Raw genomic sequence first — 21,275 nt, 5'->3', positions numbered from 1 at the left:
TCATGACTCCTCTATTAAAGGTGAAAAGTGTGATCATATGTTTACACTTTTCTTTCCCCCTTTTATCCTTACAATTATACATTAAAAGAGGTAGTTCAAAAAGTCCGCTTTTGAAGCATTAGAAAGAATAGGAGAAGTTCGCATGAAGCAATATTTAAGGCAAATTCACCCCTTGGCATGGACGATCATTATCGGAACCATGTTTGGACGTCTTGTGACGTCAATGAGTATCCCGTTTCTATCCATCTATCTGACACGTGTACTAGAAGCTACACCGACCCAGACCGGTATTACTGTGGCCGTTAGCTCGCTGGCAGGTGTAATGGTCAGCTTTTATGGAGGTTATATTTCGGACCGGATCGGGCGCAAAATCGTGATGTTAATCTCGGTATTTAGTTGGGCAGGTGTGTTTTTCATCTTTTCAGCAGCAGAGCATCTATGGGTGTTCTTTGTTGCCAATACGTTAAACGGATTATGCCGCGCAGTATTTGAGCCCACCTCCAGAGCACTGTTATCGGATATTACTTCTCCAGAGAACAAATTGCTGGTGTTCAACCTCAGATATGCTGCAATTAATCTCGGTGTGGTCTTTGGGCCAATTATCGGATTTCAGCTGGGATCATCTGAATCAACGTTCCCATTTGTGATTTCCGGCTTGGTATACATAGTCTATGGACTTGTGCTATTTCTACAATTCAAGCTACAGCATGCCAATCTGCCAGAGCCTCATCAGGCAACCGCACCACGTTTGCGTGAAGCACTTATGACCACCGGCCGCGACCGGGTGTTTTTGCCAGTATTAATCGGTACCACATTTTGTGTTCTGGGTTACGGGCACTTTAGTTCTACGTTGGCACAGTACTTGGCGAGGAGCCCGATCTTTGAAAATGGAAGCCAGATGTTCTCGTACATGCTGTCCCTGAATGCCGTGACGGTACTGATTATTCAGTATCCTCTTGTGCGAACCTTCCGAAACTTTCCACCGCTTGTTCCTCTCATTGTGGGTAACCTGCTGGTTGCAACCAGTCTGATGATGGTCGGAATCGCTGAAGGTGTACTCATGATGATGATGAGTGTCATACTATTTACAATTGGGGAAGTATTGTTGTTCACGATGATGGATATGCTCATCGACCGGATTGCAAAGCCGGAATGGAAAGGGACGTATTTCGGTACCATCGGCTTTAATAATATTGGTAGTGTCATTGCTCCTGTCATGGGAGGGTTGTTGCTAAGTCAATTTGGAGCGGAGAATGGGCTGGCCGTTTTTGTACCTATTGCGCTGACGACTGCACTGGGAGTACCTTTTCTTCTGATCGCACATAGACGTCTTGTTGTTAGAGAGAAGCAAGCCGAATCCACATCATTAAGTATGTAGCGGAAGTTGAAAAGATTAATGACATGAATTAAATAACAATTCAGTTAAAATTATCTTGACGAATGTTAGTCCAGCGAATACAATAAACAACAAATATGTGAAACGGGTGGGATGATGATTATGTTTATGCCTATACAGATTTCGAATCGATAACTGAATACGCATGAGCATAGTGACATTAATCCAATTATTTTGCAATGATCGCGTTGGGACAGTCATGTTTGTGCACCCCTGTCGTGGACGCTCATCATTATTGCGATGCAGAGGAGATACGGGAAATGCTTTGCATTTCATCCGGTCTCTTTTGGTTACAAGCTGTAGATGAACATTAGTTCATCTATGGCTTTTTTGCATGCATTCCACCAATCCGTTCACATGGAAAGGAGCGTTTGGAGCGTTATTTTATAAAAAACTAACTTGTTAAAAAGGAGAATGTACAATGGTCAAATTACGTTCTACATATCAATTATGGGCGGGAAATCCCGATTTTAATGTCATTATGTATGACTCATCCTAGTGGGGATAACAGCGACCAAAAGGTTATTCTGTCATCGTAGTTTCAGTGTAAAGTTCTTTAGTTCACTTTATATAAATAAACCAATAAAGAGGTGGGACCTGTGCCCAAAACAGAGAAAAGCTCCATGTCATGGCTGCTGCGCTATCTAAAACCAGTCAAAGGACGGCTGGCCTTACTTTTAATCATGTTGCTCACATCAACGGGGCTTCAGCTCTTGAATCCACAGATCATCAAACGATTTATCGATACAGCAGCAAGTGGGGGAGTCCTCACCAATCTTGTTCAACTCGCAGGAATATTTCTGGTTGTTGCCGTGTTTAATCAACTCATCACGGTAGCGGTAAGTTATTTGGGGAATGATGTGGCCTGGCGGGCCACGAATCAACTGCGCGGAGATCTGCTGAAGCACTGTCTGCGTCTCGATATGCGTTTTCATAATGAGAAAACACCTGGTGAGATGATTGAACGTGTGGATGGTGACGTAACGAGCATCTCCAATTTTTTCGCGATGTTCATTGTGCAGGTGATCGGGAGTTTTGTACTGCTGGCCGGAATTCTCGGGTTTATGTTCAGCGTTAATGTGCCTATTGCTGTGGTTATGACCGTGTTCACATTATTATCGATCCTGTTCATGGTCTTCATCCGAAATCTGGGCGTGGACTCTTCCAAAAATGAGCGGGCGGCAAGTGCTGCTCTGTTCGGATTAATTGAAGAACGTATTGCCGGGATTGAAGATGTGCAAGCGAATGGTCATGTGCCGTATGTGATGAACCGCTTTTACCGCACGATGCGCACGGTATTCCGTAAGGGAAGAAAAGCCTGGCTGCTTCGGGTTATTCCGTGGAATACCACAGTAGTTCTGTTCGCTCTGGCGGTCACTGCGGTGCTTTTGCTGGGTGTGCATTATTATATGGAAGGTCTAATCAGTATCGGAACATTATTTCTGATCTACCAATATACGCAGATGCTGAATGATCCGATTGAGATGCTTGGAGATCAGGTGCAGGAGTTCCAAAAAGCAAAATCAGGCATGCTGCGCTCCAGAGAGCTGTTGTCCATGCGCAGTGTGATTGAAGAGGGCAAAGAGGAGCAATTGCCGGAAGGACCGCTTGGGTTGGAATTCAGTCAGGTGCACTTCAGTTATAACCAGGATAAACCGGTATTGCAGGACATTACTTTTGCTATTAAGCCTGGTGAACGTCTGGGAATCATCGGTCGCACAGGTAGCGGCAAATCGAGTCTTAGTCGTGTTCTTCTCCGGCTTTACAATCTGGATCGGGGTACGATCCGTGTAGGTGGAACGGATATCACAAAGCTTTCATTACAAGCACTCTATCGCCGGGTGGGTATGGTGACACAGGATGTGCAGTTGTTTGATGGCACGCTGCGTGACAATCTGACCCTGTTCAATGGAGATGTATCGGATCAGATGATCAAGGAGACGACGGATCGCCTTGGACTTAGCCAATGGATTAATTCACAACCAGAAGGACTTGATACGTATCTGGCTGCAGGTGGAGCTTCATTGTCAGCAGGGGAAGCACAGTTATTTGCCTTAACCCGCGTATTCCTGACCGAACCAAGTCTGGTTATTCTGGATGAGCCTTCGTCACGTCTCGATGCTGCGACCGAAGGTATGCTGCAATCTGCAATTGATCAGTTAATGAAAAAATCCACCGGAGTCATTATTGCTCACCGACTGGCTACGCTGGAGAAAGTTGACCGGATTATGGTGCTCGGGGATGGAAAGGTACTGGAGTTTGGAGCGAGAGAAGAACTTGCCAGTAACCCGGCATCTCATTATGCCAGACTGCTCATTACAGGTCGAGAGGAGGAATTGGCATGACTGTAGCAGGATTTATAGGCCGTTTGTTTCGATTCAGGGCTTTGTTATTTGTAATCAACGGATTGTTATGGTGTATATTTCATTCCTTGCCGTTAGCTATCGGGATCGGGATGCAGTGGTTTTTTGATCGAACGACAGCGGGTTCTAATGACTACATGTGGCTTGCTGTGCCGCTCATCTTCATTGCTTTGGTCCGAATGGCACGGGTGGGCACATTTTTTGTAGCCTTCTATGCATGGGTTACGTATCTGTATCATGTTCAGGCGATTTTGCGAACCAACATGCTCGCAGCGATCATGCGCTGGCCGGGACGTAATCTTCCGGCTTCACCAGGGGAAGCGATGAGTCGCTTTCGGGATGATGTGGATGAAGTCGTCGAGTATGTAGAATCATGGGTAGATTTCTGGGGACGGCTCGTATTTGCCGTTGTATCCATCGTCATTATGGCGAACATTAATTGGCAGATCACATTGGTTGCCGTGCTGCCATTGGTGGTCGTTACCTTACTTAACAACCTGTCCGGAAATCGGGCTCGGAAGTATGCACAGGTTAATCGTGAAGCGACTGGGCGAATTACCAGTTTTATTGCGGAAACGTTTGGAGCAGTGCAAGCCCTGAAACTGGGTCAGGCCGAAGAGAATGTCTCTTCACGTTTCAACCAGTTGAATGAAGATCGTCGTCAGGCTGCACTTCGAGACAATCTGTTCAAGCAGTGGATGAGATCAATGAATCAGCATGTGCTAAGTATCTGTACCGGACTGATTCTACTGATGTGTGCAGCTGAGATGAAAGCAGGGAACTTTACCGTAGGTGATTTTGCCTTATTCACAAGTTATCTTGCCAATATCGGATTTAGCATTTCACTGTTTGGTTATATGGTGTTTCAGCACAAAAGGCTCAAGGTATCCTATGATCGTATGCGTAAGCTATTCCGCCCAGGGGAAGAAGACCAGATCATGGATTCAAGGGAAATCTATCTGTATGAAGATCCGCCGGAGCTTGTAAGTGAACAGAGGGACCCTAAAGAGAAGTTGCAATCTCTTGAGGTGAATAAGCTGACTTATCAATATCCGAATTCTGCAAATGGCATAGAAGAGATCAGTTTCCGTCTGAAACGTGGACAATTTCTTGTGATTACAGGACGGATCGGATCAGGTAAATCAACGCTTGTACGCACACTTCTTGGACTGTTACCCAAACAAAAAGGGGACATTCACTGGAATGGAGCAGCTGTTGATCCAGCCACGTTCCTGATGCCGCCTAGAGCCGCGTATACCCCGCAAGTACCAAGACTTTTTAGTGATACGTTGAAAGAAAATATCGTCCAGGGCAAACAGGGTAACACCGAGCAAGCGCTGGAAAAAGCCATTCGTCTGGCTGTGATGGAGAAGGATATCAAACATCTGGATCAGGGGCTTGAGACCCCGGTTGGTCCAAGAGGGGTGATGCTGTCAGGCGGGCAGATTCAGCGCGCGGCCACAGGACGCATGTTAATGACGGAGGCGGACCTGTTTATCTTTGATGACCTGTCCAGTGCACTGGATGTGGAGACAGAACAACAAGTATGGGAAGGGCTTTTCCAAGAGCCGGATGTCACCTGCATTGCAGTTTCTCACCGCAGGGCAGCACTTTCCAAAGCAGATCACATTATTGTGATGAAAGATGGACGCATTGAAGCCGAGGGAAGTTTGGCCGAACTGCTTGCCACCAATGAAGAGATGCAGCTGCTGTGGCAAGGGGAGCAAACCCCCGCCAAAGTTGGATAGCTTTACAATTTTGAAAAGATAATAAAAAGCAAAAAAAGCCTTACAGGCGACTCCTTGCAAGAGTACAGTCTGTAAGGCTTTTATCGTTATAACGAGTGGAAAGATGGAATATTTTTATCTCATCATTTGAGCAATCAAGGAATACGCAATGATGACCAGGAAGATAATAGTGATATGGTTAATGGAGAAGATAAACATCCGTTTGGACCATTTCTCTGTTTCTTTCTTATCAAAGGTAGCCACACTAAGAATGAGCCAGGCCAAGCTAACCAGAAATGCCACAATAGCGACAAATGGACTCATTGGCCAGAATAAAAAGCTGGAGATCAGTAACAGTACCAGATACACATTGGTCTGAATGTATGTTCGTCTGATGCCTTTAACAACGGGTAGCATGGGAACACCAGCAGCTTTGTATTCGTCAAAACGACGAATCGCAATCCCGTAAAAGTGAGGCATTTGCCATAAGAGCATCGTAACAACCAATGCCCAGATCTCGAAATGACCCAGTTCCGGTGAAATGGCTGCCCAACCGATGAGTGGAGGCACAGCACCCGAAAGACTTCCCACTTCCGTATTGTAGATCGTTGTACGTTTGGTCCACATCGTGTAAGGGAACACATACAGCAACAGACCCAAAATACCGAATACAGCAGCGGATGGGGAAGCGATGTACAACATGATGCCCCCGATAATGGTGATTGCAATACCGAGAATCAGACCCGACTTGGTATCTACGCGTCCCGTAACAGTAGGACGTTTCTTCGTACGTTCCATGATCGCATCGATATCACGATCATACAAGTTGTTAAACACCCCTGCAGCTCCAATAATGAGAGAAGATCCAATAAAGGAAAGGATGATTGGTACAATATTAGCTAAGATTGAAGCATCAAATACATATAAAGCCAAACTTAAACCCGCAAACATGGCGATCAGGTTGGACTTGATGATTCCAATTTTGATTGTATCAAAGAATACTTTCGGAATCGAGCTATACTCCAGGCTGATATTGGTCTGTGAACCATTATTCAATGTTTTCAAGAACTCACTTCCTATATCTATACTTATATATTATGTCGCTATTATACCATTCAATACACTATGTGATTTAATTAACGTTTTAGTATTTAAAATAATGTCATTTGATTGTGAACAATTTAAAAACAAGGTTGTTTTTAATTGTTAAATAATTATTTCTGTGTTACAGGAGAGAATCGAAAAATCCGGAGATAACAGCGATGTGAAGTTTGTTCTGTCATTATAGTGTAAGTGTAAATGTTCTTTTGTTCAACTCACACAGGCTGGATTGAAGAAGATAGATAAAGATATATGTTGCAAAAAGTTTAAGATTTGTTTATTGTAGATATAAGATATCTTTAATGGTCTTTTTTTGAAATAGTTCTTGTAATCTCCGAATTATCTTCTTTAAGAGAAAGCGGAGGTTATTTTTAAAACATAATTAGAGATATTAAATGTCTGGAAAGGGTGAATAATATGAGTAATATGAATCAACTCTTGGATGTACTTATTATTGGTGGAGGACCAGCGGGGCTTAATGCGGCGCTTGTACTCGGCAGGGCACGTAAGAACGTCGTGGTCATTGATGATGAGACACCGCGTAACTGGGTTACAAGGGAGACTCATGGGTTTGTGACAAGAGATGGGGCAAGTCCACGTGAATTCCGGAAAGCTGCCAAAGAACAGATTGAAGCGTATCCCTCAGTTCAATTTGCATCTGATACGGCAACAGCTGTAACAGGTAGCGATGGTGATTTTGAAGTCAAGACTACACATGGGGCAAGATATCGCACAAAAAAGATTTTGTTTGCAGTAGGGAAGAAAGATCTGCCTCTGGATATTAACGGATTAACAGAGGTTTACGGCAAAAGTGCGTTTGTGTGTCCATATTGTGATGGATGGGAGTTAAGAGACCAGTCGCTGGTCATCATCGTTAGTGGAGATAAGGCATTACATATGGCAAAAGTCATATCCGGCTGGACAGAACGTTATACGATCTGTACGAATGGATCAGATTCCTTAACCGATGAGCAGCGTGAAGAGCTGAAGCGGCATAATGTTACTGTATTCAATGCACCGATTCAATCCATTGACTCTGAAGAAGGGATGGTAAAACAAGTTATACTGAATGACGGTACAGCGATTGCATGCACAGGAGTTTTCTTCCAACCCAAACTGTTCACCGGATCAGAACTGCCGAGAGCCATCGGTTGTGAAATTACAGAGTCGGGAACGGTTATCGTTGATGCTTCCGGCAAAACATCCGTATCGGGTGTATACAGTGCTGGTGATGCAGCTTCCGAGATGTATCAGGCAATCACGGCTGCGTCTCTGGGGGCATTGTCTGCGGTAAGCATTAATAATGAATTGAATTTCGAGAAGTGGGATGAGCCAAGTCATCATTAGAATAAATGAATAAGTGAATAGAACCATGGCGTCATAGGTTCATAAATTAGGGGATTGCATATGCAATCCTCTATTTATTGTTATCAACTTAAACGTTGAACGATTCAATAGAAAGTAATTCAGCCGGAAGAAAATTTGATATTAAATCAATTATGGTTTATTGTATTATCAAATGATACATATTACTATCAATTATATAATCATCAAAGGAGAGATCACTTATGAATGAAAGCAGAACAGCCATCATATGGCTAACGAATACTTTGCTCCACGGCGTACAGTTAAGAGGTGATCATCATGAGTGATGCAACTTATATTCCACAACCCAAAATGTATGGACCACTTGGCAATTTGCCCTTGATTGATAAAAATAAACCAACGTTGTCGCTAGGTGTTCTGGCTGAACAGCATGGACCGATATATCGACTTACCGTTCCCGGTTATTCCGGTTTAATCGTATCTGGACCAGATCTTGTCGCTGAGTTATGTGATGTGTCCCGTTTTGACAAATATGTATACAATGAACTCGAAAATGTACGTGCCTTTGGAGGCGATGGTTTATTTACAAGCAGAACATCAGAGCCCAACTGGAAAAAGGCCCATAACATTCTGCTTCCCACTTTTAGCAAACAGGCCATGAAAGGTTATCATCCCATGATGGTTGATATTGCCGAACAGTTGATCAACAAGTGGGCACGCCTCAATTCCAACGATACGATTGATGTTGCGGATGATATGACACGGCTTACGTTGGATACCATTGGACTATGTGGATTCAATTATCGGTTTAACAGCTTTTACAGACAGGACCACAGTCCTTTTATTGAAAGCATGGTTAGGGCGCTGAATGAAGCGATGCAGAAGAGTTCCCGTTTGAAAATTCAGAATCTGCTTATGGTGAAAACCAAGCGACAGTTCCAAGAGGATATTCAGACGATGTTCTCTCTGGTAGATCAGATTATAGAGGAACGTAAAGCGAGTTCAGCACCCGAAGAGGTCGACTTGCTCGCACGTATGCTGAATGGCAAAGATCCGGAGACTGGAGAAATGCTGGATGATGAGAACATCCGATATCAGATTATTACGTTTCTCATTGCCGGACATGAAACAACGAGTGGTTTGTTATCTTTTGCTCTTTACTTTCTACTGAAAAATCCGGAATCTCTTCAAAAGGCGTATGACGAGGTGGATCAGATATTGGTCAGTGACTCACCACAGTACGAGGAAATTCTTCAGCTTTCCTACATTCGCATGATTATCAGTGAATCGCTACGTTTATGGCCAACCGCTCCGGGATTTGACGTATATGCAAAAGAAGACACGGTTATAGGTGGCAGATATCCCTTGAAGAAAGGGGAAAGTTGCAGTATTCTTCTGCCTCAGCTTCACCGTGACAAAGAGGCATGGGGAGAGGATGCGGAACTTTTCCGTCCAGAGCGATTTGAAGATACAACGAAAGTACCTCACCATGCATATAAACCTTTTGGTAATGGGGAGAGAGCGTGTATCGGCATGCAGTTTGCTTTATATGAAGCAACACTTGTGCTTGGCATGGTCCTCAAACATTTTGAGCTGATCGATTACAGCAATTATGAATTGGATGTTAAACAGACGCTGACGTTGAAGCCGGGAGACTTCAGAATCCAGGTGAAAGCGCGTGAAGTGTCACAAAAGATGAATAAGTCTACCAGATCTATGGAAGAGAAACCTGCTCCTGATGTTCATAAAGACGTAGCAAGTTCCAGTCAAATGGGAGATACCCTGGCCGGTGAAGCAGATGGTAACCCTTCGCTCCTGGTGTTATATGGTTCCAATCTCGGAACGGCAGAAGGCATTGCCAGAGAGCTTGTGGTGAAAGGTCGTTCGTATGGAATCCCAAGCGAAGCAGCCACTCTGAATGAGTGGATGGGCCGCTTACCTCGTCAGGGTGTCGTTCTCATCGTCACTGCTTCGTATAATGGTAAACCTCCGCAAAATGCTACGGCATTTGTAGACTGGTTGAATGGTGCGGGGGCAGAGGAAGCAAGGGATGTGAACTATGCCGTTCTGGGCTGTGGAGATCGGAGTTGGTCCGGGACGTATCAGAGTATTCCTCGATTGATAGATGAGAAGCTTGAAGGATTGGGAGGTAAAAGACTGTTATCCCGCGGTGAAGCCGATGCCGGAGGTGATATGGAGAAACAAGTTGAGACGTGGCAGCATATGTTGTGGCCGCAGGTGTTGAATGCTCTGGGGATCAACGCGGAAGTAGTGAAGCCAACCCTACCAAGCACAAGCAGACTTCAAATGGAGATTGTCCATGAGAAAGCAGAGATGCCACTTGCACAAACTTATGATGCCAGCTATGCCACGGTTGTAGTCAATAAAGAGCTTCAGGCGCTGGGAAGTGGAAGAAGCACGCGTCACATCGAAGTGTTACTGCCTGAAGGCATGAGTTATAGAGAAGGCGACCATCTCGGCGTGTTGCCTAGCAACCAGAAGCAGAATGTGGATCGGATACTCAGTCGGTTCTCACTAAGTAGGGATATTCAGATCCAATTAACTTCGGACGTCAGCCACCTTACACATCTTCCATTGAACCGTCCCGTCGAGCTACATGAGTTGCTCACTCACTGTGTGGAATTGCAGACACCAGCTACCAGAACACAGTTGCAGGAGTTAGCCAATCATACGGTATGTCCACCTCATAAGCGTGAACTGGAAGGCATGTTGGATGAAAACAGCTACAAGGATTATATTCTTGCCAATCGAATCACCATGTTGGACCTGCTAGAAAAGTATGAGGCGTGTGAACTGCCATTCGAAAGGTTCCTTGAACTATTGCCTCCACTCAAGCCCAGATATTATTCAATATCCAGTTCGCCAAGCCTGAATTCAGAGCAAGCGAGCATAACCGTATCGGTAGTAAGAGAGCCTGCATGGAGTGGCAAAGGCGAATACCAGGGAGTTGCTTCATCGTACCTTGCCGGTTGTCCATCCGGAGAACGTATTCTGATGTTTGTGCGTACGCCGGAATCCGAATTTTATTTGCCGAAAGAGGCTGACGTACCGATGATCATGGTGGGACCGGGGACGGGGGTTGCACCGTTCAGAGGTTTCCTCCAGGCGAGAGCTGTCATGAAACAGAGAGGTTTGCCACTGAGTGAGGCGCATTTGTTCTTTGGGTGCAGGAATGATTCAGATTTCATATATCGTCAGGAGATTGAGCAATACGAAAGGGAAGGGATCGTTAAGCTACACACTGCTTTTTCTCGTGCAGAAGGCAAGCCCAAAACGTATGTACAGCATCTGATGAAGGAAGATTCCGAAAAGTTAATTCACATGCTGATGAACAAAGGAAAACTCTACGTATGCGGGGATGGAAGCCTGATGGCTCCTGCGGTAGAAGAGACTTTACAACAAGCATATCAGGAGGTGCATGGAGCAACGATGCAGCAAGCGAAAAACTGGCTCATTCAGCTTCAGGCCGAAGGACGCTACGTGCAAGACGTGTGGGCAGGTAATAAACGAACAGTTGAAACTCCTAAAGCTGTGCATGAGGAAGTACATTAAGACGGAGATGACTCCAATATCTACTAATATACAGTCCTTAATATATTCAAGCTAACAAACAGCCGCTTAATCTGGAGTTTTGTCTCCAAATTAGCGGCTGTTATGATGATCTCACCATGAGCCGTCGCTCGGTTCATTTTCTCACTCCTGAACTGTTAGCGTTTACATTAAAATTTGAAATAAAAATGATTGACAGTCCTTATCTGAACGAGTTTAATTATATAGACCGATTGTTATAATTATTTGAAGGAAGTGGCTTTCGTTGAGTGAAAAGTCTAATGCTAGAGAGTCTATTGTCAGCACAGCAGCGAGACTGTTTTTTTCACAAGGATATCATGCGACCGGTCTGAATCAGATCATCAAAGAGAGTAGTACGCCGAAAGGGTCGTTGTATCATTATTTCCCGCATGGCAAGGAAGAGCTCGCGCACGAGTGTATTCAAAAAGCCAATGAACATATCCTGCAGACATTTGAGAAAACATTTGCAGCCCACGACAATACGGGGGATGCCATTCAGAGATTTATTCATGATTTGGCTCATGAAACAGAAGCAGCCGGGTTTACCGGATTTCTGCCATTCAGCTTCTGGGCAGCTGTGGAGACATCGTGTATTAGTCAGCAGTTGCGTATTGCATGTCAGGGTGTATTTGCAGATTGGCAGGATGTCATTAAGAAACATCTGATTCTGGATGGTGTTGGTGAAGAGAAGGCGCGGGAGACGGCACTTCTGATCATTTCTTTGATGGAGGGAGCACTGATTATCAGCCTGACGAATCAGGATAAACAGCCTCTGCTGACGGCTGCTGAGTATTTGTCGGTTGTGACGAAGAACGCCAAACAGATTCAATAATTTATACCAAGAGATAGAGAAAAAGAAAGTTCGATACGTTTGAGGAGGATGGGATCGTGGAGGTTTCCATGAAGGCTGATTCTGCACAGAATCAACAAGAAACAAAGCAATACAAGGTATTTCCGATTTTGTTCGCAATGCTGCTGAGCGGCTTTATTGGTCTGTTTGGAGAAACGGCATTAAACGTGGCATTGACGCCACTTATGGCTCTACTGGAAGTAGGTCCTACAACGATTCAATGGTTAACTACAGGTTACTTGCTTGTGTTGGGAATCCTGGTACCGGTATCCGGCATGCTGTTGCAGTGGTTTACCACAAGACAGCTGTTTACAACATCTTTGATTTTCTCGATTGCAGGAACATTTGTTGCTGCACTTGCACCTAGCTTCGAAATTCTGTTGGTGGCACGGGTACTACAGGCGATAGGTACAGCTCTGTTGTTGCCACTGATGTTTAACACCATATTGGTTATTTTCCCGATTGAAAAACGTGGCGCGGCCATGGGATTGATCGGTTTGGTTATCATGTTTGCACCAGCAAGCGGTCCGAGTATCTCCGGTCTGATTCTGGCTAATCTGAGCTGGCATTGGATCTTCTGGATCTCCTTGCCGTTCTTCCTGATCTCACTGGTATGCGGTTTGTTGTTCTTGCCTAATATTTCGAAATTGACCAAGCCCAAAATTGACGTACTGTCCATTATCCTTTCTACCCTTGGTTTTGGTGGTATCGTATACGGCTTCAGTAGCGCAGGGGGACACGGGGAAACTGGCGGAGGCTGGACAAGTCCGGTCGTTGTTGCCACTCTCGTTATTGGTGTGTTGTCCTTGCTGTTATTCAGTATCCGTCAGCTAAGAATGAAGCAGCCAATGATGGATCTGCGTGCATTCCGATATCCGATGTTCACGATTGGTCTGATCCTGATATTCATCTGTATGATGATGATGCTGTCATCCATGCTGATCCTGCCAATGTATCTGCAACAAGGTATGGCCGTTACCGCGTTAACTGCCGGACTGGTTCTATTGCCGGGCAGTTTGCTGAATGGTTTACTGTCTCCGGTTATGGGTCGACTGTTTGACAAGTTCGGTCCAAAGTGGCTTGTGATTATTGGTCTGACTATCGTAACGATTGTACTCTTCATGTACACTGGAATTACACCTACAACAACACTGGCGAAAATCATTACGCTGCATGTGTTCATGATGGTCGGAATCTCGATGATTATGATGCCTGCACAGACGAATGGTCTGAACCAATTGCCCCGTGAGTATTATCCTCACGGTACTGCCATCATGAATACGTTGCAACAGGTATCCGGAGCGATCGGTACGGCTGTTGCGGTAAGTATACTGAGCGCAGGACAATCCCGCTTTTTGAGCGGAGTGGCGAATCCGGAAAGTCCAGAAAATCAACTGGCAGGTTTCACGTCAGGTGTACAGAATGCTTTTGTATTCGCATTAGTTCTGTCGATTATCGGCCTGATTGCTTCACTCTTCGTGAAACGGGTCAAAGTAGGATCAACGCCAGGACAACAAGGTCCAATGCATTAATTCATTAAGTAACAATAATAATTAGATATTGTATAAGAGCGATGTCCCTTAACTCTAAGGGCGCATCGCTTTTTTTTGCGTATCTATCTTTTTTCGGTGTTGACGTGAAACGGGTTACAGCCATTAGAGTAAAAATGTAGCTGGAATACGGCGGTTTAAAGAATGAATTTCAGAGCAAATACTTCATGTTCCGGCAAAATTGTATATGTTCATACTAATATAAAAGGGTAATATAGAATGTATTAGTACAATTTTTAACCAATTCGAAAACGGTTTATATTTTATTTTCACTCAAGGAGACATCGTTATGATTATCATCAATCCCATTAGCAATAACATTGAAAAGATGCTGTTGCACTACGAAAAAAACGGCCATCTCACTCTACAGGCTTCGCTTATTAGTAATAGCTCCGTCGTATATAGATTGCAAAACTATTGTCTCAAGGTATATGCTTCACGTGCAAGATTGGATGGGGAGTTAGAAAGTGAGGCACTTAGGGCACTGCAGAGTAATTCTTATGCACCTAAATTGTATGCGTATTCACCAGGTGAGTACACCCTGACAGAGTGGATTGAAGCATTCAAACTGAAAGAGTACCGTGTGACATATGGACATATTCCTCCCAACTTGATATACGATATGTTTACGACGGAACTTCAGCAGATTCATGCTGGATATTGGGACTGGGATGTCATCCGATATGAGAATTTGCTATGGACGGAGACAGGTGATGTGAAAAGAACAGACTTTTGGTTGTGTGAACCTGTGAACTCCAGACGTGAGAGCTTATATAACCAGGTCATTCGAAGAATTGATAACATCTACAATGGCGATCGTACCGAAATGGAGGCGATGGAACAGTACTTTTATCGTCACCAGTTGACTGCATTAGAGATCGAACAAGCTTTCAGCGATTTCAGGTCCCAACGGCCAAGACTGGCGATAGCACAATAAATCTCATACTTAAAACCCCAAAGATATTAGAGATACCTTTGGGGTTTCTTTCATGATATAACATAGCCTTACTTTAGCAGAGTGTACGTTACTTCTTCACCAGGGCCAATATTTCATTCGCAACGAGGTCAGGGCGATATTGATGGATGTAATGATCGGTATCTTTAATGGTTACCTGTTTTGAATCATCTGACCAAGATTTGAATTCTGATTGTGATTTATCCCATTCGGGTTCACTTGCACCAAGGTAGTCAGCTGTCAGTATGGTGAGTGGAAACGGTAAGGTTTGCTTGTGATCTACGACCACTTTGGCATTGGCAGCTATTTCACGTAATTCATCCAACGTATTAACATTACCATAGTTGTGCAACAGCGCAGTTGTATCCAGTTTTTTCAGATCTTCGGGTACAAGTTTCAGTTCATTACGATTGGCATTGGAAGTTTCGACAACCAAGTCAGATTGCATGGAGAGACGGAATAGTCCGGTTTGGATACGGAATTTATTCGCAAAACCACCAATTGTGTCTGCCAAAGAGTCATCGTCATTTGAATAATATTCGGGGCTTCCGCCATCAATCATGACGATACCCTTGACGAGATCCGGGTATTTTTGTGCGAAACGGATGGTCTCCAGCGAGCCGAGTGAATGTCCAACCAATACATAAGGTGGCTTCTGTCCAGATACCTGCAACAATTCGTGTAATTCTTCAGCTACGGTATCGACATCACGTTTCTTATCGGTCTGATCACTGTATCCATAGCCAAATCGATCATATACAGCGAATTTTGTGTTTGGAGCAAGCTTTTCATATAATGGATAATAATCTACATAGGGATTAGCGGTCCCCCAGCCAGAGGCGAGTACAACCGTTACATCGCCTTCTCCGCCAGTATATAGATGCATATTGTCTCCATGTACGTTGTAGAGCTTTCCAGGAGGTACGAGCATTTTTACATCCTGCCTTACCCCTATTTGTTGGTAGATCACGCCTGTACCCAGAAGCAACAGAATTACCGCGAGGTCAAATATCAAAAACTTAACTAATCTTTTACGCCATTTCTTCATGTTCTCTCACATACTCTCCATGTATTTTCTCTATCATATATGCCCAATCTTATAGGAGAGAAAACAGAGTCTTAATTCTATCTTAATTGAGTTTATTTCTGATCAAGGGAGAAGGGCGTGTTCTAGTGAAAATTGTATATCAACGGCCAATGAATTAATATATAGCTACGATATAAGTTGAACTAAAGAATATTTACACTGCTCACTCCGATGACAGAATAACCTTCCGATCGCTGTTATCCCCAGATTTTTTTGATTCACTTTTATAACGGTGATAATCTGGTGATAAAGGCGAGTTTATGCTTACGAAGCAGCTTTCCCCAGAAAGCTTTTAGCTCCGCTTCTTTAGGCTATTTCTGTCCTCTACGTTCTAGTGTCAATGTATAGTTCAACTGATATAGTTGATATATCTTAATCAAAAGTTGAATCACAGATTGATTATATAGAACAGAAGGTATGTATAATGACAAAATACGAAAATCAGCTCCCGACATCAGCCGGTATGAACTTCAAGTCCCTAATCAGTATATTGAGAGATTCCATGCGTGGCAATGTAGAGCGGAGGCCATCAGGCACGATGCCCATGGAGGTATGTGAACCTGCAGACTCATTCAGTGCTTCCGATAATTCGCAGGTTACATGGTTTGGCCATTCAGCCTTTTTCCTTGAAATTGAAGGGCACAGGTTGCTCTTTGATCCGATGCTGGGCAATCGTCCATCCCCTGTATCCTGGGTGGGTACCAAACGTTACAGCACGAATCTACCGATTCAGCCGGAGGATTTCCCGGTTCTGGATGCAATCATTATATCGCATGACCATTATGATCATCTGGATTATAACTCCATCCGCAGATTGAAGGATAAAACAAAGCGATTTATCGTACCGCTTGGGGTACGTCGAAGGCTAATTCAACTGGGTGTGCCTTCGGAACAGATTACAGAGCATAACTGGTGGGATGAGTTTACGTTCAAAGGTCTAACATTTGCTTGTACACCAGCAAGACATTTTTCGGGCAGAGGATTATTCGACCGTAATTCTACCTTATGGTGTTCGTGGGTTATCGCTGGACAACATACAAAGGTGTTCTTTAGTGGTGACAGCGGATACGGTCCTCATTTCAAGGAAATTGGCAGTAAATACGGTCCATTTGACCTCACCTTGATGGAATGTGGGCAATATGACGAGCGGTGGTCCAACATTCACATGATGCCGGAAGAAACGGTGCAAGCACACTTGGATGTAAAGGGGAAGTTGCTTATCCCGATTCATTGGGCCGCATTTACGCTGGCCTATCATGCCTGGAATGAACCAGTCGAACGAATTACGAAGGCTGGACATGCCTTGCAAGTTAAGATTGCAACACCCAAAATCGGCGAAAAGGTTGTGCTTCATACGGAGGATTACCCTACACATCCATGGTGGAGACCGGAATTGGGATGAAAAAATAAAAGCGTTCAGCTCATCGAATGAGTGGACGCTTTTTCTATTACATTTTACATCAGGATTGATAGTGCACTGTAAATTAACAACATACCCATTACGATATTAACAGGACGCTCGTATTTTAATAGAAAGCTCTGGAATAACATGCCACCGAACGCCCAGGTCATATTGGCACTAATGCCGATGAAGGTGAGCAGTAAGGAAAATACGATTAATTGAACATGGGACTGCCCAAGAGGCAGAACAAAAACGGATATGGCAGTAAGCCCATACAGAATGACTTTGGGATTGATAAATTGCAGGGTGAACCCAAATAGAAATGAATAATGATTGACCTTGTTTTCTTGCGCATCTGCAGGTTTACTTCGCATGATTTTGAACGCCAGATATAGCATGTACACACATCCTAACACGTTCAAGACGGGTGTGATCTTGGGAATATATTGATGAAGAATAAGGTTGAAATAACTGGACAGAAACATAATTAGCAGGCAGCCGGCTGCAACTCCACTAATAAACGGAAGGGTCTTGCGAAACCCTTGATTTTTTGCATGCGTCATGGAAATGATGTTGTTGGGTCCGGGTGTAAATGAAGCGATGATTGCATAGGTCACTAAAGGTATAATGTTCATGGTTCCTCCACGTCATCTTAGTTGTGTGATATAATGACCTGAAATGTACGTTATAGCGTACGGTCTTTATTATTGTACAACATGTGCGTTATATAGCACAACATAATTATAAAATGAGGAGGATGGATTTTGAAAAACATTAATAGTATTCTTGCTCAGAACCTGAAACAGCTTAGGGAACAAAGAAAGCTTAGTCTGGACAAGGTCGCCGAAATGTCTGGTATTAGCAAGACCATGCTTGGTCAGATTGAACGTGGCGAATCCAATCCCTCCATTGCAACCGTATGGAAGATTGCTAATGGCCTGAAAACTTCCTTCACTGCTTTGATTCACGAGCCGAAGTCAGATACGACCGTTGTAACGGGCGATGATATTCAAGTATTGATGGAGGATGAGGGAAGGGTTCGGATTTATCCGCATTTTCCTTTTGAAGAGGGTCGTCGGTTTGAAATATATATGATGGAGATGGACCCCAAGTCTGAGTTGAAAGCTGAACCGCATATCGAAGGTACGGAAGAATTTATTACTGTTTTTGAAGGGGAAGTTACGATTCGGGTAGGGACGGAAGAATATACGGTGAACCAAGGGGAGTCAATTCGTTTTGGAGCGGACAAGCCTCATGCCTATGTTAACTCCGGTGCTAAGGAGAGCAAATTCAACATGGTCATCCATTATTCGAAGTGACAATAAAGCAGCCTGATGTAATGAACTGCAACGCCGCTGTTAGTTGTCTCTAACAAATGGGGTGCAGTTCGATACATTAGCTGCTTTATGATGTGTGCACTATGGAGCCCAACCGCTTGCGATTGGGGACTCTAAGTTAAGGCTTTTCTTTGGCCTGACGCTGGATTTCCTTGGTTGTTAATGCTTTATCATACACTCTTACGTTATCCAGACTCCCTTTGTAGAACGGATCAGCCGCATAACGACTCTTGCCCACATAAGCTTCCGTTACCTTTAGATCTTTCGGGTTAAAAGTAATCTCAGAGCTGCTTGCAACCGATGTACCATTCACATATAGAGTACCCACATCACCCTGAAGGGTTACAGCCACATGAACCCACGCTTTGGAAGGCAGTGGATTTGCTGCAATCAGGTTCTGATCTCGACCCTCATTATGAATGGTGAATTGTAGCGCTCCATTATGCTGGGAGGGAGTAAGGAACATATGCCTGGTCAAACCATTTCCAAAGTCGAAAATACGCTGCCAGGACCCGCCGCCGTCCCAATTGACCCAAGCGCTAAACGTAAAATCCGTTGTATCTGTAATGAGTCCAGGTAACTGTATGAAACTGTCTGTCCCATTAAATGTGGCAGCCTGATTTTTGCCACCGGCAGCAGAACTGACCACGTTAAAGGCTTGTCCGTGATATTCGTTTTTACTGGAATCCTGTGCGACTTTGGCAAGTTTTTTGTGTTCAAAAGTATACTCCCCGAGCAACGGGCTTACCGCTTGCTGTGGAATGATAACGTTAAACGTTTTGGAGCTTACCGCAGTTCCTTTACGAATCGTTGCAGTTAATTTTACTTTGGCATCGCCCTTACCGGCGCGTGGTCGCTGTACTACACCTGTAGTGGATAGAGCCGAAGCATTGGAGCTTTTCCACGTAATCTCTGCATCACTTGTTCCCTTGGTAGGCAGAGACAGATTAAAGAACACTTGATCTGTATTACCAATGCTCAGATCCTTTTTCACCGCATCTACAATGTCTTGATCACTCCGTTCAACACCTTGACTTCCCCAGATGGCTATCCCGGAGGAGGAGAGGGCGCTAAAGGTCAGAACCGTACTTTGAGATTCCGAATTCCATTCATGTGTGAAAACGCCTTTGTACAAAACGTTATTCGAAGTGATCTGAACCTTGTTGTCTGCACCAAGACTCCACGTTCCTGTCACGGCACCATGAATCTGCCCATCTGCCGTGAACTGAACGGTCTGGGATGGCTTGATGTCCGCCGTGATGTCCTTACCATGATTCACCCATTGGTACTGACCGGCGATATCCTGAGTTGTCAGTTGCGTGGTATCTTCTCCCAAAGCCGCATAGCGATATGGAGAAACAACGGGCCAACCATCTGCATTCATATGCATCTCATGTACGCGAACTTCATGCTCTTCGCCACGCCCTGGAAAGCGGGTATGGAAGATGAGAAATTGTTTGCCAGTCTCCGGATCAATATAAGCAGAGTTATGCCCTGGCGATACATAGCCGCTACCTAGGCCTGTGCCTGGATCACCGATCTGTCTCTCGAACAGGAAGTTCCCCATCAATTTGACTCCAAATGGCTCAATAGAACGATCATCAAACAACGGTTTATCCTTGTCCGCTTTAACGTTGATCATATCGTTTCCTTCCGCATCGAGGAAAGGTCCATCCGGTGTTTGGGAGCGAGCAACACGAATGTTGTATCCTCCATCAGCACCTAGTCCACCGTAAGACAGGTACAGATAATAATAATCGGTTTCCGGACTGTAGAGCATGTAAGGGGCTTCAATACGACTATGATTGCCTCCGGTCAGCTTTTTGCCATAACCTTGATTTGGCAGTGGTTTACCTGTCGTCGCGTCCATCTCCAGAATGAAAATCCCTCCGGAATACGAGCCATACACCATCCACAACTTGCCGTTTTTATCATAAAAGACATCAGGATCAACCACATTGGGATGAATCGTTGCATCGTAAATGGTACCATCCTCACTGATCTGATCCCACATGCCGGATTTCAACAGAATGCCTTGATCCTTATAAGGGCCTTCGATATTGTCTGCGACAGCAATGCCGAGCGCTGATCGCGGGGAGTCCCCTTTACAAGCATTGTAGTACATATAAAATTTGCCGTCCGCGAGTTGAATGACATCTGCTGCCCATAACGTATCCGTCTGCGCCCACTCCAACGCTTCAGCGAATTCCTTGGTTACATTGGGGACAACAGGATTGTTATCTGTAACGCCGGAGGCGACGAGATCCCAGTTCAAAAAGTCTTTGGACTTGGCTACTTGCAGGTGTGAACCAAAAATATAAAACGTATCATCCACCTTAATGACGGAAGGGTCATGCACAGAAACATTTTTGAATGATGGAGCAGGAGTTGCGATAGTTGTGGTGGAAGTCTGCGAGTTACCCACGGGTGCCTCTGAACCATTTGCGAACACCGAGACCGGTGCCAAAGTTGTTGCAGTAAGTAATGTGGTGCTTAGTACAGAAATGTTAAGTACGCGTACCCAATAACGTTTCATACGTTTCCCCTTTCCTATTTCCCGGAATGAAAAATAACCCGATACTTGGCAACA

14 protein-coding genes are annotated in these 21,275 nt (G+C 44.5%); 10 read left to right on the top strand and 4 right to left on the bottom strand.

What is annotated here, in order from left to right; all coding sequences use genetic code 11:
- The first annotated feature begins 142 nt into the window (after positions 1 to 142).
- The 3 genes from NSQ38_RS22250 to NSQ38_RS22240 all read left to right on the top strand — a co-directional run bounded on the left by NSQ38_RS22250 (position 143) and on the right by NSQ38_RS22240 (position 5,507).
- The gene (locus tag NSQ38_RS22250) at positions 143 to 1,378 is read left to right on the top strand and encodes an MFS transporter (RefSeq protein WP_339784085.1); all 1,236 of its coding nucleotides are present in this window, start codon (positions 143 to 145) and stop codon (positions 1,376 to 1,378) included.
- Positions 1,379 to 1,995: 617 nt separating this feature from the next.
- Positions 1,996 to 3,741, top strand: coding sequence for an ABC transporter ATP-binding protein (locus NSQ38_RS22245; RefSeq protein ID WP_339784084.1), 1,746 nt, complete (start codon positions 1,996 to 1,998; stop codon positions 3,739 to 3,741).
- Positions 3,738 to 5,507, top strand: a complete 1,770-nt coding sequence (locus tag NSQ38_RS22240) for an ABC transporter ATP-binding protein (protein WP_339784083.1) — start codon at positions 3,738 to 3,740, stop codon at positions 5,505 to 5,507. The genes NSQ38_RS22245 and NSQ38_RS22240 overlap by 4 nt, the downstream gene beginning before the upstream one ends.
- Positions 5,508 to 5,621: 114 nt before the next feature.
- On the opposite strand, the gene cyoE is transcribed toward NSQ38_RS22240, so the two are convergent.
- Positions 5,622 to 6,551 carry a heme o synthase gene (gene cyoE, locus NSQ38_RS22235; RefSeq protein WP_036608378.1) on the bottom strand — a complete coding sequence of 310 codons (930 nt, stop codon included), beginning with the start codon at positions 6,549 to 6,551 and terminating at the stop codon, positions 5,622 to 5,624.
- 462 nt (positions 6,552 to 7,013) lie between these two features.
- On the opposite strand from cyoE, the gene NSQ38_RS22230 reads away from it, so the two are divergent.
- The 5 genes from NSQ38_RS22230 to NSQ38_RS22210 all read left to right on the top strand — a co-directional run bounded on the left by NSQ38_RS22230 (position 7,014) and on the right by NSQ38_RS22210 (position 14,841).
- Positions 7,014 to 7,934, top strand: a complete 921-nt coding sequence (locus NSQ38_RS22230) for an NAD(P)/FAD-dependent oxidoreductase (RefSeq protein WP_339790643.1) — start codon at positions 7,014 to 7,016, stop codon at positions 7,932 to 7,934.
- A gap of 297 nt (positions 7,935 to 8,231) precedes the next feature.
- Positions 8,232 to 11,486, top strand: a complete 3,255-nt coding sequence (locus NSQ38_RS22225; protein ID WP_339784082.1) for a cytochrome P450 — start codon at positions 8,232 to 8,234, stop codon at positions 11,484 to 11,486.
- Between the two features lie 262 nt (positions 11,487 to 11,748).
- Positions 11,749 to 12,336: a TetR/AcrR family transcriptional regulator gene (locus tag NSQ38_RS22220; RefSeq protein WP_036608373.1), complete on the top strand. Its 588-nt coding sequence runs from the start codon at positions 11,749 to 11,751 to the stop codon at positions 12,334 to 12,336.
- A gap of 68 nt (positions 12,337 to 12,404) precedes the next feature.
- A complete protein-coding gene (locus tag NSQ38_RS22215; protein ID WP_051447104.1) occupies positions 12,405 to 13,886 on the top strand; it encodes a DHA2 family efflux MFS transporter permease subunit in 1,482 nt (493 codons plus the stop codon).
- Between the two features lie 307 nt (positions 13,887 to 14,193).
- Positions 14,194 to 14,841, top strand: coding sequence for a hypothetical protein (locus NSQ38_RS22210; RefSeq protein ID WP_036608371.1), 648 nt, complete (start codon positions 14,194 to 14,196; stop codon positions 14,839 to 14,841).
- A gap of 88 nt (positions 14,842 to 14,929) precedes the next feature.
- Here the strand turns inward: NSQ38_RS22210 and NSQ38_RS22205 are convergent, their stop codons facing one another.
- Positions 14,930 to 15,907, bottom strand: a complete 978-nt coding sequence (locus NSQ38_RS22205; RefSeq protein ID WP_339784081.1) for an alpha/beta hydrolase — start codon at positions 15,905 to 15,907, stop codon at positions 14,930 to 14,932.
- A 463-nt stretch (positions 15,908 to 16,370) separates the two neighbouring features.
- Here NSQ38_RS22205 and NSQ38_RS22200 point away from each other — a divergent pair, with 463 nt between their 5' ends.
- Positions 16,371 to 17,348: an MBL fold metallo-hydrolase gene (locus NSQ38_RS22200; protein ID WP_339784080.1), complete on the top strand. Its 978-nt coding sequence runs from the start codon at positions 16,371 to 16,373 to the stop codon at positions 17,346 to 17,348.
- A gap of 53 nt (positions 17,349 to 17,401) precedes the next feature.
- On the opposite strand, the gene NSQ38_RS22195 is transcribed toward NSQ38_RS22200, so the two are convergent.
- The gene (locus NSQ38_RS22195; protein ID WP_339784079.1) at positions 17,402 to 17,983 is read right to left on the bottom strand and encodes a LysE family transporter; all 582 of its coding nucleotides are present in this window, start codon (positions 17,981 to 17,983) and stop codon (positions 17,402 to 17,404) included.
- 129 nt (positions 17,984 to 18,112) lie between these two features.
- On the opposite strand from NSQ38_RS22195, the gene NSQ38_RS22190 reads away from it, so the two are divergent.
- Complete coding sequence (locus tag NSQ38_RS22190; RefSeq protein WP_338594434.1) at positions 18,113 to 18,667, top strand: XRE family transcriptional regulator; 555 nt, start codon at positions 18,113 to 18,115, stop codon at positions 18,665 to 18,667.
- Between the two features lie 136 nt (positions 18,668 to 18,803).
- Here NSQ38_RS22190 and NSQ38_RS22185 read toward each other — a convergent pair whose 3' ends face one another.
- Positions 18,804 to 21,221 (bottom strand): family 43 glycosylhydrolase, encoded by a 2,418-nt coding sequence (locus NSQ38_RS22185; protein WP_339784078.1) that lies wholly within the window; start codon positions 21,219 to 21,221, stop codon positions 18,804 to 18,806.
- Positions 21,222 to 21,275: the final 54 nt, after the last annotated feature.

The organism is Paenibacillus sp. FSL R7-0313, assembly GCF_037969885.1.
In the GTDB taxonomy this organism is placed as follows: domain Bacteria; phylum Bacillota; class Bacilli; order Paenibacillales; family Paenibacillaceae; genus Paenibacillus.
This window is presented reverse-complemented; position numbering and strand designations above follow the sequence as displayed.